Annotated in this window: 14 protein-coding genes, 1 pseudogene and 2 other annotated features; of the genes and pseudogenes, 5 read left to right on the forward strand and 10 right to left on the reverse strand. The window is 36.3% G+C overall.

Going from position 1 to position 17,636, the window contains the following annotated elements:
- Both H280_RS25785 and H280_RS0113935 read right to left on the reverse strand, forming a co-directional pair.
- A pseudogene (locus H280_RS25785) lies at nucleotides 1-143 on the reverse strand (IS5/IS1182 family transposase); the annotation flags it as partial.
- Nucleotides 144-436: 293 nt separating this feature from the next.
- Nucleotides 437-994: a DUF4240 domain-containing protein gene (locus H280_RS0113935; protein WP_020061748.1), complete on the reverse strand. Its 558-nt coding sequence runs from the start codon at nucleotides 992-994 to the stop codon at nucleotides 437-439.
- Between the two features lie 310 nt (nucleotides 995-1,304).
- Here H280_RS0113935 and H280_RS0113940 point away from each other — a divergent pair, with 310 nt between their 5' ends.
- The 3 genes from H280_RS0113940 to H280_RS0113950 all read left to right on the forward strand — a co-directional run bounded on the left by H280_RS0113940 (nucleotide 1,305) and on the right by H280_RS0113950 (nucleotide 4,752).
- Nucleotides 1,305-2,801, forward strand: coding sequence for an L-lactate permease (locus tag H280_RS0113940; RefSeq protein ID WP_020061749.1), 1,497 nt, complete (start codon nucleotides 1,305-1,307; stop codon nucleotides 2,799-2,801).
- An 80-nt stretch (nucleotides 2,802-2,881) separates the two neighbouring features.
- Nucleotides 2,882-3,352 (forward strand): GNAT family N-acetyltransferase, encoded by a 471-nt coding sequence (locus H280_RS0113945; RefSeq protein ID WP_020061750.1) that lies wholly within the window; start codon nucleotides 2,882-2,884, stop codon nucleotides 3,350-3,352.
- Between the two features lie 65 nt (nucleotides 3,353-3,417).
- Entirely contained in the window at nucleotides 3,418-4,752 is a 1,335-nt protein-coding gene (locus H280_RS0113950) for an FAD-dependent oxidoreductase (protein WP_020061751.1), read from the forward strand.
- Between the two features lie 48 nt (nucleotides 4,753-4,800).
- Here H280_RS0113950 and H280_RS0113955 read toward each other — a convergent pair whose 3' ends face one another.
- The 5 genes from H280_RS0113955 to H280_RS0113975 form a co-directional block, all read right to left on the reverse strand.
- Nucleotides 4,801-5,394 (reverse strand): DUF2441 domain-containing protein, encoded by a 594-nt coding sequence (locus H280_RS0113955; protein WP_020061752.1) that lies wholly within the window; start codon nucleotides 5,392-5,394, stop codon nucleotides 4,801-4,803.
- A 109-nt stretch (nucleotides 5,395-5,503) separates the two neighbouring features.
- Nucleotides 5,504-6,328 carry a hypothetical protein gene (locus tag H280_RS0113960; RefSeq protein WP_020061753.1) on the reverse strand — a complete coding sequence of 275 codons (825 nt, stop codon included), beginning with the start codon at nucleotides 6,326-6,328 and terminating at the stop codon, nucleotides 5,504-5,506.
- A 337-nt stretch (nucleotides 6,329-6,665) separates the two neighbouring features.
- Nucleotides 6,666-7,907 carry a 2-oxoglutarate dehydrogenase complex dihydrolipoyllysine-residue succinyltransferase gene (odhB, locus tag H280_RS0113965; protein ID WP_020061754.1) on the reverse strand — a complete coding sequence of 414 codons (1,242 nt, stop codon included), beginning with the start codon at nucleotides 7,905-7,907 and terminating at the stop codon, nucleotides 6,666-6,668.
- Nucleotides 7,908-8,017: 110 nt separating this feature from the next.
- Complete coding sequence (locus H280_RS0113970) at nucleotides 8,018-10,861, reverse strand: 2-oxoglutarate dehydrogenase E1 component (RefSeq protein ID WP_020061755.1); 2,844 nt, start codon at nucleotides 10,859-10,861, stop codon at nucleotides 8,018-8,020.
- 471 nt (nucleotides 10,862-11,332) lie between these two features.
- A complete protein-coding gene (locus tag H280_RS0113975; protein ID WP_020061756.1) occupies nucleotides 11,333-12,217 on the reverse strand; it encodes a DMT family transporter in 885 nt (294 codons plus the stop codon).
- A gap of 559 nt (nucleotides 12,218-12,776) precedes the next feature.
- Nucleotides 12,777-13,006, forward strand: a binding site (T-box leader).
- Between the two features lie 196 nt (nucleotides 13,007-13,202).
- Nucleotides 13,203-13,415 (forward strand) — a binding site (T-box leader).
- Between the two features lie 104 nt (nucleotides 13,416-13,519).
- On the opposite strand from H280_RS0113975, the gene H280_RS0113985 reads away from it, so the two are divergent.
- Both H280_RS0113985 and H280_RS0113990 read left to right on the forward strand, forming a co-directional pair.
- Nucleotides 13,520-14,848 carry an amino acid permease gene (locus tag H280_RS0113985; protein WP_020061758.1) on the forward strand — a complete coding sequence of 443 codons (1,329 nt, stop codon included), beginning with the start codon at nucleotides 13,520-13,522 and terminating at the stop codon, nucleotides 14,846-14,848.
- Nucleotides 14,849-15,032: 184 nt separating this feature from the next.
- The gene (locus H280_RS0113990) at nucleotides 15,033-15,686 is read left to right on the forward strand and encodes a YdeI/OmpD-associated family protein (RefSeq protein ID WP_020061759.1); all 654 of its coding nucleotides are present in this window, start codon (nucleotides 15,033-15,035) and stop codon (nucleotides 15,684-15,686) included.
- A gap of 317 nt (nucleotides 15,687-16,003) precedes the next feature.
- Here H280_RS0113990 and H280_RS0114000 read toward each other — a convergent pair whose 3' ends face one another.
- The 3 genes from H280_RS0114000 to H280_RS0114010 are packed head-to-tail and all read right to left on the reverse strand — an operon-like array spanning nucleotide 16,004 to nucleotide 17,344.
- Nucleotides 16,004-16,531, reverse strand: a complete 528-nt coding sequence (locus tag H280_RS0114000) for a permease (protein ID WP_020061761.1) — start codon at nucleotides 16,529-16,531, stop codon at nucleotides 16,004-16,006.
- The gene (locus tag H280_RS0114005; protein ID WP_020061762.1) at nucleotides 16,528-17,010 is read right to left on the reverse strand and encodes a hypothetical protein; all 483 of its coding nucleotides are present in this window, start codon (nucleotides 17,008-17,010) and stop codon (nucleotides 16,528-16,530) included. Before H280_RS0114005 ends, H280_RS0114000 begins: the two co-directional genes overlap by 4 nt.
- Nucleotides 17,003-17,344 carry a PadR family transcriptional regulator gene (locus H280_RS0114010; RefSeq protein WP_020061763.1) on the reverse strand — a complete coding sequence of 114 codons (342 nt, stop codon included), beginning with the start codon at nucleotides 17,342-17,344 and terminating at the stop codon, nucleotides 17,003-17,005. Before H280_RS0114010 ends, H280_RS0114005 begins: the two co-directional genes overlap by 8 nt.
- Nucleotides 17,345-17,636: the final 292 nt, after the last annotated feature.

A 17,636-nucleotide genomic window follows, 5' to 3' on the forward strand; every position in this document is an offset into this window, starting at 1 on the left:
CAATATTTACTTTTCAGTTCCTCTAAAACAAAAGAAAAATCTACCATTTCATTAAATTGACGGAGCATATTATCTTTTGGTATGACGATATCGTAAATCGCCATGAATGGGCTAAGGTTAAGAGATTGTTGTTTTGAAATCATCCGAGACACCACCTAGAATTATTACAACTATTATACATGAAAAAAACGAAAGCTTCCTCGATTTCATCGAGGAAGCTTTCGTTTTTTCTATGAAGACTTTTTCAGTGGCCTCTATATAAATCCACTTTGTTTTTTTTACATCTAAGTTACTACTACACAGAACAAAACATGACCACTAGTGGCTTTCTCTTTTTGTTTTAAACTTTGCACGTTTCTATGCATGGCCAGATGCTCTCGTCCTCCTCTAAAAAGAACGTGGTTTTTATGTCATTTTTTCAATTTGTATGTATATATTAACCTAATGGATCTTCACCAAAACGTTCCCATAGTTTTGGAAAACGATTAGCTAATTCATCCTCATCTTCTTCCCAGTCAAATTCGATGTCTTGTTTAAATGACTCATAACCTTTTTCATCAAGTAACGATGAAAATTTGTTCCATATTTCATTATCCCACTCTGTATCTCCTGTTTCTTTTAGGCTGAACGCTTCAAGTCCAGTACTTAACATTTCCTCAAGTTCTGGAATGAGTTCTTCCTCTTCATAATAAGCAGGAATTAAATTTGCTAGATTTTCAGGTTTTTGCAAAGCGGATTCAAATGTTTCTTTTCCACATGCGATGAGCCAACCTCTAAAGTAATCAAATGAATCATCGGAGCATCCACCTAAAATAATATAAGCAGCTGCCCATAAAGAGGAAGTGTAGGATTGCCCTAATGCAGTTTGGAAATGCATTTCATAATCTGCAATTTCATCTGCGGATTTTGCAGCTAACTGCTCAATTAACCATTCAACTGTTTCGTTTTTTGAATTCATATCTGAAATAAGTTGCCAAAATTGTTCCTGGTTCATTGCGATCACTCCTCTAAAAAAGATGTTTTTAGTAGTGTAACACGTTTCTAATAATTTACCAGATAAAGAAGTGGATAAAAACCGACATAAAACGAATTGAATATTCTGTCTTATGTTATATAATATTTTTTAACACACAAGTCCCAGTCACGCCAAACAAAAGGAACCCGCACTCGTTGTCTCCCTTTGTTTTAATACCGCAAGTGGCAGAAAAAGGCCCTGACCGCTACTATGCATGGCCAGATGCTCTCGCCCATCTAAAAGAAAAGGGTTTTATAAAATTGTACCTTACAAGAAACGAGATGATGGTATGGCAATACTACTGGCTCTTATTCCAATCATGATGATTTTCATTTGTTTATTTGTCTTCAAGCAAACATCGCTGAAAGCATCGATAATTTCTTATGTCGTGTGCAGCGGAGTTGTTTTACTATCACCGCTATTTCGCCTGCAAATGGGGGAGATTGCCCATGCCACAATAAAGGGTGGTTTAATTTGTTTTATCGTTGGATATGTATTGTTTTTTGGTATTTTTTTATTTCACCTTATGAATAAAATGGGGTATATCGATCAAGTTGCTCGCTTTATGGAACATGTTACACATGACCGTTTACTGCAAATGCTCCTTATGTGTTTTGGGATTTGTCCCCTTATTGAATCGGTAAGTGGTTTTGGAATTGGATTTATGGTGGCTGCTCCTATATTTCTTTCGCTCGGTTATAAGCCGTTTCAAGCCGTTTTACTTTCATTTATCGGTTTATTAGCAAGCTCATGGGGCGCAATGGCGACAGGAACGATTATTGGTTCGGGGCTAATTAATATGCCTTTAGTACAACTCGGTTCTGGTACAGCAGTATTAAGTGTGCCAATCTTTGCATATTTTATTATCCTTTCCTTGTATATAGTCGGCGGCTTTGCAGCAGTAAGACAAAAATGGAAAGAAGCAACAGGCCTTTTTCTATTATTTTCTTTTTCTATCTATTTATCTAGTACATATGTAAGTGTTGAATTAGCAGGAATTTTAAGTGCAATTGTAACGATAACGTTTGGGTTTGTCATTATTAAAATGACGGAAAAACAGCAAAAGGAAGTGTATTCAGAGCAAGCAGCTGCTGAGCAGAAAGAGGTATCCATTGTAAAAATAGTTAGCCCGTACTTATTTTTAACAGTATGCATCTTGCTTTCTCGCCTGATTCCGTCGTTTCATAGTGCACTTCAATCATACGCTGTTATTAACTTACCATCGTACTCTTACAAGCTTGAATTATTGTATTCACCAGGATTTTGGCTTGGGGTTACATGTTTATTTACCATTATTTTCTTCCGGATTCCTTCTATTATAATAATGCAGTCATTATTGCAAACGGTGAAACAGTGGATACCTTTTGCGATTACAACGACAATGTTTATTGCAATTTCAGAACTAATGAGTGCAGCGGGGATGCATGCTTTATTAGCGGAATCCGCTGGTCATATGTTTGGAACGATGTTTGTTTTCATCGCCCCGTTTATAGGTGGTATAGGCGGTTTTTTAACAGGAAGTAACGCTGGATCAAATGCGATGTTTATGAAACTGCAAATGCAAACGGCGCAGAACGTAGGACTCCCGTGGCAGTTTGTGACAATCGTGCAAAATACAAGTTCTTCTTTTGCGACAATTGCGTGTCCATCACGAATTACACTTGGTGCTTATTTATGTAACATTCCATTTCGGGAAAATGAGTTATTGAAGAAGACGACACTTATGATTTTCGTAGCGGTGTTAATTGTGGTGATGGAAGTTTTTGTGTGGCATTTTATTGTGTAAAGAAACATTTCTCTTATAGGAGAAGTGTTTTTGTTTGTAGAAATAAGTAATTTTATAAAAAGAGAAAGAGTGAGCGTAAAATGACTATTAATTTAAGAGATATTACAAATGAGAATTGGATAGAGTGTATATTCTTAACTACAAATAAAGAAGACAAGCACTTTGTTTGCGAAGAGTTTGTAGCTTCAAATGCATTATCATTGGCACAGTCAAAAATTCAAAAAGGTTGGATTACAAAGGCAATATACAGTGATGAAACAATGGTTGGCTTTACAATGTATGGATATTGTGAACAACATAATTTTTTTGAAATATGTAGGCTCATGATTGATCATAAACACCAAGGAAAAGGGTATGGGAAAACGGCACTTTTATACGTAATAGATGAGATGAGAAAAGATGCGAATTGTCATGAGATTTTTCTGTCTTTTGAACCGAATAATATTGTTGCAAAACAGCTGTATGAAAGCATTGGTTTTGAAGATACAGGTAGAACAGTTGATGGGGAATGTTTATATAAGTTACCATTTAAGAAGGATGAAGGGAGATAAAAACCTCCATAATGATTGATAAATGCACAAGATGGGAATTGTAAACGATAGAAGGGAGTGAGACGATGAAATATATTATTATAGGCGGAGATGCAGCTGGAATGAGTGCGGCTATGCAAATTGTCCGCAACGACCAAGAAGCAAATGTAATCACTTTAGAAAAAGGCGAAATCTATTCATATGCACAGTGCGGTCTTCCTTATGCGATTAGCGGGGTCATTGCCTCTACTGAAAAGTTAATTGCTAGAAGCGTTGATACGTTTCGGAATAAATATCATATTGATGCGAAAGTGAATCATGAAGTGACACGTGTAGATCCAGCAAGTAAAAAAGTATATGGCATACATACGCAAACATCAGAACCATTTGAATTCGAATATGATCGTTTATTAATTGCAACGGGAGTGCGACCAGTTATGCCGAACTGGAAAGGCAGTGATCTGCAAGGCGTTCATCTATTAAAAACGATCCCGGATGCAGAGCGCATTATGGAGACGCTTCGAAATAAGAAGGTTGAACATGTTACTATTATTGGCGGCGGAGCAATTGGTATAGAAATGGCGGAAACATTTGTAGAGCTTGGAAAAAAAGTGCGCATGATTGAGCGGAATGATCATGTCGGTACCGTTTTCGATAAGGATATGGCAGCATACATTCATGAAGAAGCAACAAAACATAACATTGAAATTCTGACAAATGAAAATGTGAAAGCGTTTCAAGGAAAAGAACAAGTTGAGTTTGTGGAAACAGAGAAAGGAATGTATGAAACAGATCTTGTTTTAGTATCAGTTGGAGTGAAATCGAACACTGATTTTCTAGAAGGAACAGAGATTATCAAAAATCCAAAAGGTGCGATCCAAGTTAACGCTTATATGCAAACAAATATAGAGGGCATTTATGCGGCAGGAGACTGCGCTACGCAGTACCATATTATAAAAGAAAAACATGACCATATTCCGCTTGGAACAACGGCAAACAAACAAGGAAGAATTGCTGGACTGAACATGGTGAATAAACGAAGAGCGTTTAAAGGGATTGTCGGAACAGCGGTTATGAAATTTATGGACATCACATTAGGACGAACGGGTTTAAATGAAAAAGAAGCAGAGCAATTACAGTTGCCATATGAAATTGTAAAAATAGATTCGACAAACATAGCGGGATATTATCCAAGTAAGAAACCACTTCACGTGAAATTATTGTATCGCAAGGACACGAAACAATTGTTAGGCGGACAAGTAATCGGCGAACAGGGCGTAGATAAACGAATAGACGTCCTCGCGATGGCATTGTTTCATAAAATGACGATTCATGATTTAGAAGACGTGGACTTAAGTTATTCTCCGCCGTTCAACAGTGTATGGGATCCGTTGCAGCAAGCAGCGAGAAGAGGGGAATAAAGTGAAACTTCCATCAGTTGGGTCTCATCCCCAGCTGATGGATAGGATCTAAGCAGAGAAATCATGAATAATTTCTACCACTTCAATTTTTCCGTTAATCAAAAGCTCGGGAAGTTCATTTGTTACATTACCGTTCCAATATTCTTTAGCTTGTTCAATTTTTTGAGAGAAAGGAGCTCCATCTTCTTTTGGTAAAAGGTTTCCATCGCCCTCAAAAGAATTCCCAATCACTCGAAGCTTAACAATCTGCAAAATATTCCGATTGTAAGAATCAAATAATTCTTTCCATTTCAAAGCGTCCTCATAGGTTTTCGCGGCGTATAAGCAAGACAATCTTGAAGGGTATTCAGGATATTCTTGTAATCTAACCATTTCTACGATCACCTCTCGAATCGCTCTAATTGTTTGATCTACATATTTAAGAGCTACTTCGGTATTTTCTTTATTCAAGTTCAATCCTTCATTTGTATCATGACCTTGTAAAATCCGAATGAAGTCTTCACCTTTAGAATTCAATTGTTCTCTCTCAAAAAAGAAGCGATATAAAGCATTATTTTGATTCTCGTTAAAGTTAATGATTTGTCCAAGACTCATTTTTTTCCTAGTAACAATATGATAAACATACAATTCATTTTTTCTCATGGTCTGCCTCCTGTTGGTTATATCATTTCATACACCATATTATACCAACGAAAGGATGCAAGAAGGTGAAAATTTCTGATTATTCTATATTCATGTAAGGATGATCTATCTACATTTTTTTAATTCGATAAAAGATATAACTTATCACCACAGTAATACAAGAAAATAAAATAGCAATGCTAGAAAAAGCGAGCAAGTAAGCATTATATTTTGCTATATTTGCGATCATTGCATGGCTATCAAAATGAAGAAGACCTCCTATAACGTTGAAGAGAAATAGGAATAAGAAGATGGTGATCAGTCCATCTAATGCACCTTGTATGTCAGGCTTACTTAAAGCAATATGCGTAGAGATGCAAATTGCTAGGATCAGAAAGAGCCAAAAATACGGATTTAATAGATTGCTAATTGTAAAAATGCTTTTTAATAGTAGCAGTGAAGATAAAGCAGTGTGTTTGATAATATCATTCATAGCGCCGCCGGGCTGAATATTTGTATCAACACCATTCATAAATACTGAGTATGAGTGGGGGATAAAGAAATACATTAATCCAACTAATGCGGCAATTCCTGAAAAAATAGGAGCAATACCAATAAAGAAATTACCTGTTTTTTGATAAATACTTTTCGGATTATATTGGTGTTGCACATATCCTAAATACCCGTTACTTGTATTCGTTGGAAACCATTGAATATTTACGATTTTATGCCGAAATAAGATGCACATAAAGGCATGGCCAAATTCGTGAATAGGTGTTCCAATCCATGAAGTTAAGAGGAAGCCATTTCTTCCGAAAGCTCGTGTCCAATATGTCCGCGAACGATTTTCTAAATATCCTAATAGAAATCCAACTACAATAATACATCCTACTAATGAAGCTAACTGCATAAAGGTTGTTATAAGCGTTGTAAAAAAGAAGTTTCCTAATTCCATTTTGTCACCTTTTCTATATAAATCAAAATTTTAAAAAACGACATAAAAACCATTCTTTTCGATGGGAGAGAGCATCTGGCCGCGCGTAGAAGCGGTCAGGGCCTTTTTCTGTCACATGCGAAGTAAAAACATAGAAAGAAAGCGAGTGAGGGCTCTTTATTCCTACATAGCAGCAATCTGTATGTCAAAAGATCAAAATGGATTCATATATATGTTTTTTATAAGTAGTAGATTACATGAATTCCATAGCAATAGTCTACTATTATTTTTGGTATGGAAGTAGAAACAAAGAAAACCCTCTTGCAAATGCAAGAGGGTTCTTCGATTGATAAAAGAATCAACCTTCTAATAATAATGATTTTGGATCTTCAAGCATTTCTTTAACCGCAACTAGGAAGCTAACAGCCTCTTTTCCGTCTACGATACGGTGATCGTAAGAAAGGGCGATGTACATCATTGGACGGTTTTCCATGCGCTCTGCATCGATTGCAACAGGGCGTAATTGGATTTTATGCATACCAAGGATACCTACTTGTGGGCTGTTTAGGATTGGTGTTGACATAAGAGAACCGAACACGCCTCCGTTTGTAATTGTAAATGTACCACCTTGTAGTTCTTTCAGTGTAAGTTTGTTATCACGAGCTTTTTTACCAAGATTACTAATTTCGCTCTCAATTTCAGCGAAGTTTAATTGGTTTGCATCACGTACAACAGGAACAACTAATCCATCTGGAGCTGCTACAGCGATTCCGATATCGTAGAATTTCTTAATGATAAGTTCATCACCTTGAATTTCAGCATTTAATAATGGGAATTGTTTTAATGCTGCTACAACTGCTTTTGTGAAGAATGACATGAAGCCAAGACGAGCACCATGTTTCTTTTCGAACGCATCTTTACGTTCTTTACGTAATTCCATGATAGCTGTCATATCAACTTCGTTAAATGTTGTTAACATTGCAGATGTTTGTTGAACTTCTACAAGACGTTTTGCAATTGTTTGACGGCGGCGGGACATTTTTACGCGCTCAACTGGTTTTTCAAACTCAGTAGTTGCAGCTGGTTTTGGACTTTGTTTTTCTTGTTTTGGCTCTGCTTTTGGCGCAGTAGCATGTGCTTGAACATCATGCGGTCTAACGCGGCCAAGTGGATCAGTGCTGCGTACGTCATTTAAGTCGATTCCTAATTCACGTGCCATTTTTCTAGCAGCAGGTGATGCGATCGGACGATCCGTATTTGGAAGACCTTGCATCGGTGCTTTATTTGGCGCTGCAGCTTCAGCTTTTGGTGCTTCTGTAACTTCTTGTTTTGCTGCCGGGGCAGGTGTGTTTACTGCTGCCGCTCCGTTTACATCTAAAACTGCGATAACATCGCCGATTTCAACTGTATCTCCAGGTTCTCCTAGTAATTGTGATACAATACCTGAATCTTCTGCAATGATTTCTACATTGACTTTATCTGTTTCTAGCTCAACAACGCTTGCGCCTTTCTCAACTTTGTCACCTACGTTGATAAGCCATTGTGAAATAGTTCCTTCTGTAATAGATTCTGCAAGCTCAGGTACTTTAATTTCGATCATTTTAAATGTCCTCCCCTATTTTGCCTAACAATTGATTTGGTATGGTTGTATAAATAATCTTCTCTAACCGTGAATGGGGGAGACCCCCCATCCGCAGGAAGTTAACAGTATTACTTATTGTGAACAAATTCTTGTTCTTGTTGTAATTTGAAATTGATATTAAGCGTTTGATTAATAATCAATTCTTGTTCTTTTCTATGAACATGAGGATCGCCGCCTGATGGACTTGAACGGTCTGGACGTCCAATATAGTTCACTTTCACTTTGTCTGTAGCAAGTTCGAATAGAATTGGTGCGATATAATGCCATGCACCCATATTTCTTGGTTCTTCTTGTACCCATACGATTTCTTCCAAGTTTTCAAAACGCTCAGCGATCGCTTGGATTTTCTCAGTAGAGAATGGATATAACTGTTCAACGCGAACGATATGCACTTCATCAAGTGTATGTTCTTTCTTATTTGATTCAACATCTACTGCTAAATCGATTGCCATCTTACCTGTCGTTAATACAAGACGCTTCACTTTACTTGTTTCTGTTCCAAGGTTCGGCTCTTCTACAACTGTTTGGAAGCTGCCCTCACTTAACTCAGAAGCAGGTGAAGATGTAAGTGGATGACGTAATAAGCTCTTTGGCGTCATAATTACTAACGGTCTTACATAATCAGTTCCAAGACTTGCTGCTTGGCGGCGCAGGATATGGAAATATTGCGCTGCACTTGTTAAGTTTGCAACTGTCCAGTTATTTTCTGCAGCAAGCTGTAAGAAACGTTCTGGACGAGCGCTAGAATGCTCAGGACCTTGCCCTTCATAACCGTGCGGAAGAAGTAAAACAAGTCCGGATTTTTGACCCCATTTTGCTCTTCCTGCTGAAACGAACTGGTCAAACAATGCTTGCGCTGTATTTGAGAAGTCTCCGTATTGTGCTTCCCACATTGTTAATGTTTCAGGAGAAAATACGTTATATCCATACTCAAATCCTACAACAGCAGCTTCAGAAAGCGGACTATTATGAACCGCGAAAGAAGCGCGTGCTTGTGGCAGACGGTGCATTGGCGAATACGTTTCGTTCGTTTCTGTATCATGTAATACAACGTGGCGCTGTGCGAATGTACCGCGCTCTGAATCCTGTCCTGTCAGACGGATTGGCGTACCATCTTGTAAAATTGATGCAAACGCTAACGCTTCGGCATTTGCCCATTCTAGCTTACCGCCATCTTTAAATGCGTTCTCACGGCGTTCAAGGATTTTCTTTAATTTTGGATATACGTTAAAACCTTCTGGCCACTCAAGAAGACTTGTATTTAATTCTTTAAGTGTTTCTAATGGAACACCTGTCATCATTTTTGGAATGCCATTTGCAACTACTTCTGGAACTGCAACATTTGCAGATACTTCTTTTTTATCAGAAGAAACTTGATTATATTCAGCTTTTAAATGCTCTTGTATAAATTGCGTAATTGTTTCTACTTCTTCAGCATTTAGAATGCCCTTTGTCTGTAACTCTTCAGCATATAAAGCTCTTACAGTCGGATGCTTGCTAACCTTTTTGTATACTTTCGGTTGTGTAACTGCTGGGTCATCCATTTCGTTATGACCATAGCGGCGATATCCAATTAAGTCAATTAGGAAATCCTTTTTGAATAGCGTACGGTATTGGAAAGCAAGAGTAGCTGCAATGAGACAAGCTTCAGGATCATCAGCATTTACGTGCACAATCGGAATATCAAATCCTTTTGCAAGGTCACTTGAATATCTTGTTGAACGGGAATCATAGCTATCAGTTGTAAAGCCGACTGCATTATTCGCAATAACATGAATCGTTCCGCCTGTTTGATAACCTTTCAGCCTGCTTAAGTTCAGTGTTTCAGGTACGATACCTTGACCAGGGAACGCAGCATCACCGTGTACTAAAATTGCGAAAGATTTAGAAACATCTTGCGTTGGATAACCTGCTTGTTCGCGATTTTCCTGAGCAGCACGTGCAAATCCTTCTACAACTGGATCTACAAATTCAAGGTGACTTGGGTTATTTGCTAAAGTAACTCGTGTAAGAGCTCCTTCAGATCCAACTAATTGCTCTTTACCTAAGTGATACTTCACATCGCCAGTCCAGCCGATATTGTTCTTATCAGTGCCCTGCATCGGTGCTGAATGTTTAAATTCAGTGAACATGTGACTATATGGTTTTTCTAATGTATGAGCGAGTACGCTAAGACGTCCGCGGTGAGCCATCCCGATCATAATATCTTTCACGCCGCCCTTAGCGCCTTCAGAAACCATTTCATCAAGCATAGGAACTAGCATATCAACGCCTTCGATAGAAAAGCGTTTTTGCCCAACAAATGTCTTATGCAAAAATTGCTCGAAACCTTCAACTGCTGTCAATCGTTTTAAAACAGCAATGCGTTTTTCATTTGATAGTGGGTGATACAAGGAAGTTGATTCAACCATTTGTTGTAGCCATGCACGCTCTTCACTATCTTGAACATGAGCGAACTCATAAGCTAAAGATTTTGAATAAATCTCTTTTAATCTATTAACAGCATCAAACGCTGTTTGTACATCTGCAGGTGCATCTGCCCAAACCATTTTAGCTGAAATCGCTTTCAAATCATTTTCACCTAGTCCCTCTAAAGAAAACTGCCCATCCACTTTTTCTTCAAGCGGATTAATATGTGCAGAAAGGTGACCATAAGAACGAATATTTTCTAAAACCTTTGCGATTTTTAGAACTTTTTCTATATCTGTATTGTTTGGAGAAGAAAAATGCGAGTCCTCTGTAAAATCTGCATGAAAAGGAGGAGCACCCCATCTTGCGAAAAGCTCTTCTAACTCTGGATCAACAGAACCTTCCCCGGCTACAAAACGATCGTACTGTTCAATGACATAGCCAAGGTTAGGACCATGGAACTTAGCCCAAGGGCTGTTTGTATTTGTATTCTTCGTCGTCATTTGACAAAACCTCCTACTCGTTAGAACCAGTAACGAGTGCAATTCATTTTATATTCTTATGTTATTACGATAATTTACATAATACAAAACGTTATTACTTATCTGTTTTGTAAAAAAACATTCACAATTACTTATCACCCAGAAATTTACTATGATTACCAAGTAAAACTTTTACAATAAAACCATTGAAAATAGTAGGACAAGTTCAATCTAGGGATAAAATGGAAAAATAATTACTACTTATAAAATGTGTAGGAAATTAAGAATGTTCAAGTAAAAACGTTTTAAATTATGTATATTACAATAATAAGCGCTTTCAAAAATATTATACAACAATATCACAGTGGATAATAGGAAAAAAGATAAAATTGTGAATTTATTATCAATTCCGTTTATTAAAAGAGAAGATAGTAGAGTAGAAGGAAGCTTTTCTTAGAAAATAAAAGATAGAACAGTATTTCTTACTATATTTTATATATTTTTCTTATAACTTAGCTTTAATAAACTTTTCAAATCTAGTTCAGCAACTAATACACTTAATAAAATAAGTGTTGCACCTAAGTAACCTTTCAATGTGAGAGTTTCACCTGTGAAAAAGAAAGCGAACCCTGCAGAAAATACAGGTTCTAATGAAAAAATAAGACCTGCATGTGTAGGAGTCGTGTGTTGCTGCGCAATGACTTGGACAATGAAAGCCATTGCTGTACAAAATATGCTTAATACTAAAATGGAAAACCATGATTCCAAAGTGTTAGGAAGTTTTGGGGTTTCCATAAACATGGAGAAAATGATACTAAATAAGCCGACAAAACCGAGCTGTAACACGCCAAGAGCAATGGAATTCACATGCTTAGTCATAGTTCCAGTAACGATGATATGAACGGCATAAAATAAAGCGCATAAGATGCATAAGATATCACCGTAACCGATCTTTAATTCACTATTGATTGTTAATAGTCCGATTCCTACTATCGTTAAAACAATTGCCAATACAACTTGTTTTTCAGGCTGTTGTTTTAAAAAGATAGATGATAGTATCGGGATGAATATAACGGTGAGACTCATTAAGAAACCAGCATTCGAAACCGTTGTATACTTTGTACCAAAAGTCGCACAAATATAAACGATAAATAAAATAGAAGCTAATATAAACGCATATTTTACAGTTTGAAAATCAATTTTGATTACATGTTTGTAAAATACGATGCCTGATAAAAGAAAGGCAATGATAAAACGTAATGCGATTAAATTATATTCTTGTATGTAAGTGAGTCCGACCTTTGTAAGCAAGATGGAGGCACCCCAAAAAAATGTAACTAGTAGTAGCATTAAATCAGCTTTCAATTGAAGTTTCATCTTTATTTCCTCGTAAGCTATAAATTATTTTGTAATCTTCAAGAACATGATTCTAAGAAATTATTAAACTATGATACCTTGGAAAATAAAACGAAAAAATCAGCTATTAACCTCCAATCTTTTTTATTTATATAGATGCAAATTGAAAAACTAACATAAACCCCCTTTTCTTTTTCGATGGGCGAGAGCAACTGGTCATGGATAGAATCGATCAGGGCCTATTTCTGCCACATGCGCAGCGAAAACCAAAAAGAGCAAACAAGCGCAGTTTCATTTTTTTATAGTAGCAATCTATATGTGAAAAATGAATTTATATATAATTCAATACAATCTTATTAATATTCATTTTAATATCAATTCTGAATATTTAAAACAAAAATCTTCTATGGACATGTAACATGAACTATCATAATTGGGAATTGTTTCTTCACGGATTCGTGGTTCTTTTCATTTCGTAAAACATACCTAAATAAGTATTGCGAAAAACTATTGACAGAATATTAATGCAACCCCTATAATACAAAACATACTTATAAAAGAGTCATATAAATTAAAATATAATTGAGCAATGAAGGGAATTTTAGTAGTGCTTATCTCACTGTTTTAGAGAGCTGATGGAAGGTGCAAATCAGTACAAAGATAAGGATGAATTTCGATCCCGGAGCATCTTTTTCGAAGTAAAGGAAGACCTTTATGAGGGAAAGACGGTCAAATATGAGATCGTTATCAAAGTTGAGAGGCAGACGCAGTCTGCAATTAGGGTGGTAACGCGATATATTCGTCCCTACTGATATAATCAGTAGGGACTTTTTTATTATCCCGCTATTCGTGGGCAGTAACCCCCATTTCAAAAGTTAAAAAGAAACAAGGAAGATAGGTGGGGGATAATGGCTCGTAAAAGCCCGATTGGTTCAACTAACCATCAGTGGGAATAAAAAAATCCCCACTGATGGTTAGTTGAACCTTATACAGAAAACATAATATTGGAAATGCAATGAAAGGAATACAGTAATACTTATTTCCCTGTTTCAGAGAGCTGATGGAAGGTGTGAATCAGTACATAAATAAGTGTGAAATTCAATCCCGGAGCATCTCTTTCCTTTATAAAGGAAAGGGCGGTCAATAGATCGTTAACAAAATGAAGAGGCAGACTTTAGTTTGCAATTAGGGTGGTACCGCGGTGTGAATCGTCCCTGTCATGTAGGACAGGGATGATTTTTTTTTTATTAAAAGAAAAACTACAATTGATCCTATAAAATCTTTTGTAATATTAAAATCTTATATAAACGAGAGGAGAACATCATGGAATTACAAAAAAAGTTATTGCCGCGGCATGTCCGTTTGATGGCACTCGGAGGAGCAATCGGTACAGGGATATTTAAAGGAACTTCTGAAACAGTATCAATAGCGGGGCCAGCAGTTATTTTTTCTTATCTGTTTGCAGGATTATTGCTTCTTGTTGTCATGAGTGCAATCGCAGAGATGGCTATCGCTTATCCTGGGATGAATATGAAAGGGTTTATTCGTAAAGCATTTGGATCAAACGTGTCGTTTGTAATTGGATGGATGTACTGTTTCATGTTATTAGTTGTATGCGTCATTGAAGTAATCGCTGCCGGAAGCTTTCTGCAATATTGGTTTCCTTCCATGTCTTTATGGTCTTTAAGCTTTATTAGTGCAATTTTCATTGTGGCTATTAATTTTATGAATGTAAAACATTACGGCGAGTTTGAATTTTGGTTTGCCGGAATTAAAATTACGATGATTGTTCTATTTCTTATTTTAGGCGGGGCTATTTTATTCGGAGTAATTCCAAGTAATGAAGCAAACTATATGCAAAACTACGTACAGCATCAGGGATTCTTCCCGCACGGCTGGTCAGGAGTATTTTCTGCATTATTAATCGTTATTTTTTCTTACGGTGGTTCCGAACTAATCGGATTGACTGTAACGGAAATGAAGGATACAGAGAAAGTATTGCCTAGAGTGATTAAAGGAGTATTTTGGAGAATCGTATTATTCTATACACTTCCAATTCTTATCATTTGTGGATTAATTCCATGGAATGAAATTGGCAACCAAGCAAGTCCGTTTGTACAAGTGTTATCTGTAGTTGGATTTAAAGGATCAGCTCATATTATGAACTTTGTTCTGATCACAGCAGTATTGTCTGCGGCAAACTCTGGTATTTACGGATGCACACGTATGCTGCATTCCTTAGCGGCAGAAGGAGAAGCGCCGAAACAATTTTCATTTGTTGCAAAGAACGGTGTTCCAGTATATAGCGTTATATTGAGCTCTATTGTTCTTATTAGTGGGACATTTGTCGCATACGTTTCACCTGACCGTGTGTTTGGGTACTTAATGGCAATTCCAGGATTTACAGTATCAGTGGTGTGGACATGTATATGTTTAGCACAACTGAAGCTTCGCAAAACATATACAAAATTGCCGCATTTTAAAGTATGGGCATTTCCATATGCAACTTTATTTACTGCAGTCACATTAAGTATTTGCTGCGTGGCATTTACATTCAGCGATCAAAATAGAGCGAGTATTTTTGTTTGTTTAGGCATTTTAATGATCTTAATTCTATGTTCTATTTTTGTAGGAAAAAAGAAAAACGTATAGTAATACTAAAGGCAGACCGTTGTATGGTCTGCCTTTATAGTGTAAGAAAGTATAAGCGACCACTCTTACAGACATTTTTCTATTAATAAGGTACACTTTATTGGAAGTAATGTAGTGATCAAGTGCAATGATTGAATAGAAAAGAACTTAAACTGTAATAAACTTAAAAATTAAGGAGCTTGTCATGACAATTATTGATAAATTAAAACTAACGAAATTCAAAAACATGACCGTAATTAATCAACCAAGCGACTACAAGATCTTTACGGAACAAAAAACGACCCTTTCAAAAGAACATGATGCGATTTTCATTTTTGTAGAAACACTGGATGAGATGGTTACGCACACAAATAATATCCTAAACAATGACCAACTTCTACTTGAAAAAGGCTATATATTTTTTGCATATCCGAAAAAAGGGAATAAGCGTTATGAAACCTTTATTCACAGAGATGAAATGTTCCCAGCAATGAACGTTGGTGAAGACGGATATATAGGAAGTAGCGATATCAAGTTCGCACGTATGGTAAGCATGGATGACGTTTTCACTGTAGTCGGACTAAAACGCGAAAAAAAGAAAGAAAAGAAAACAGCAGCTGTGAGCCAGTGCGTTGCAGATTATGAGAACAATGTAAAAGATGTCGAAGCATTACTAGCCGACCATCCAAACGAACTGAAGTTTTACCAAAGCTTAACCCATGGATATCAAAAAGACTGGGCACGTCACATCTTCTCGGCAAAGCAACAACAAACACGCGACAAGCGTTATCAACAAATGGTTGATATCCTTTCGCAAGGGTATAAAACACTTGATTTATTCCGTAGGGGGAAGAAATAAACTGAAGCATTCATCAGTGGGGATTTTCTTCATTCTCCATTGATGGAAATCGCACAGCACCGCTAAACTGTAAGACGTAGGAGCGCGATATTGTTTCTTTTTATGATTAATTTCTGCGTCCGATCTTTCAGTGTATTTTTAGATATTACTTTTGCGACAAGTCAAGCATACGAAGGAAAGGAGCGTCCAAATACGGACGCTCTTTTTACTTATTTTAACATGCTGGTTTATATGGTGTTTTTGATCAAATGTTATTTAAGAGCTATAACTACAAAAGGATTTGGGATTGAGGGGCATAAATATTTATTGATCTAAATCTAATTTTCTTTCGTTATATCATACTTTAACAATTGTCGTTGGTCGTAAAACTTCTCATAAATAATACCCATTAAATAGAAAAATATTAGACCAAAACAAATGTGAATGAGTGTAAATTTAGCTCCAAATGAAGCAAATTCATACACCATAACAGGTAATTTTGCAGTTGTCCAAACTCCTAGAAAAAATACAATGTATCGTATGCTCGCTCCTTTTTTTAATAAAAGTGCCGCGATTGGAAAAGCAACATAGAGGGGGCCAGCTGCAATCCCTCCTAATAATAGGGAGAACAAGATGCCATAGATACCAGATTTTTTTCCCATATATTTAATTAATGTTTCTTTCTTCACCCACTGGTCAAGCAACCCTACGAATAGTAAGACAGGGGGAAGTAGAAACAGCATATCTAAAATACTTTTTCCTGTTAATTGAAATGCATTCCATCCCAGCGATTGGTTTACAAAAGTTAGTATAATGAGTCCAAATAGTAAAATGAAAAAGAAACGATATCTTCTTAATTCATTCATGCCATCACCACCCAAATAATATATGAAAATATGAGAGACATTAACAATGCAGATGCATTACGAGAATAAGCAAAACTTCGCCCAAATATCTTTTGTTCCATCGGTAAAGTTGTGATTCCTACTGACATTAATGTAGACATTAATGCCGCAACTTGAGGAAGGCCCGCACCATTTTGAACTAATGTATTTCCAAGAGGAAACACAATAAAGCTTGGAATGAGTGCAACAGAGCCAATTATTGCTGAATAAACAATACCGATAAATCCAGATTTTTCCCCAATGATGGAAGAAATGAAGGAAGGAGTTAATATAGAGAGTGATAGTCCAACGAACAGCATAATCGATAATATAGAAGGGATAAGATTACGAAACATGTTCCATGACTTTAATAGAGCATCTTTTGTTTTATTTCGATCTTTTATAAAAGAAATACTGGTAAGAATAATAGCTATAGTGTAAAGGATAGTACCATTAATCATGATTATACCCCTTCCATTTTTCATATTTATTTAAGAAAAATGATAAATTCTTAATTTTTTCTTCAATATCCATTTGAAAATCTTCTAATGTTCTTTTCCCAACGGTAGTAATTTTGTACATTTTTATCGGCTTATCTTGATCAGATGTATCCAAATAAGACTCAACAGCACCCTCTTTTTCTAATTTCTTAAGTGTGCGATAGATGATGGCACTATCGATTGGATTGACGGGAAGCTCTTCTTCACATTTCTGCAGAAGTTTCCCTCCATAGCTATCTCCCTCTGTTAAAAACAGCAAAAGAAATGCAGCTGTATGTCTCCCTGTATGTTTCATGAAATATATCTCCTCCTGAATGAAATGTAAAAAATATTTTTTGTCATCATAACATTAAAATTATTACTGTTAGTAACATATTACTGTCATTGACAGTGATATGTTACTAACAGTATAAAATCAATATAATGTCATGTCAATTCTGAAAATAAATAACATGCTTTTTTATCTTTCTGATAACACGAATTCAATTGCAAATACTACCGAAAAATTAACAAAATCAACAGAAGGGAATGCGATGTTATCTTAGTGAAAAAATGCCAAGAAAAACAAGAGTGATTTAAAGGATAAT

Origin of the sequence: Bacillus sp. 123MFChir2, assembly GCF_000383235.1 — a bacterium.
Classification (GTDB): Bacteria; Bacillota; Bacilli; order Bacillales; family Bacillaceae_G; genus Bacillus_A.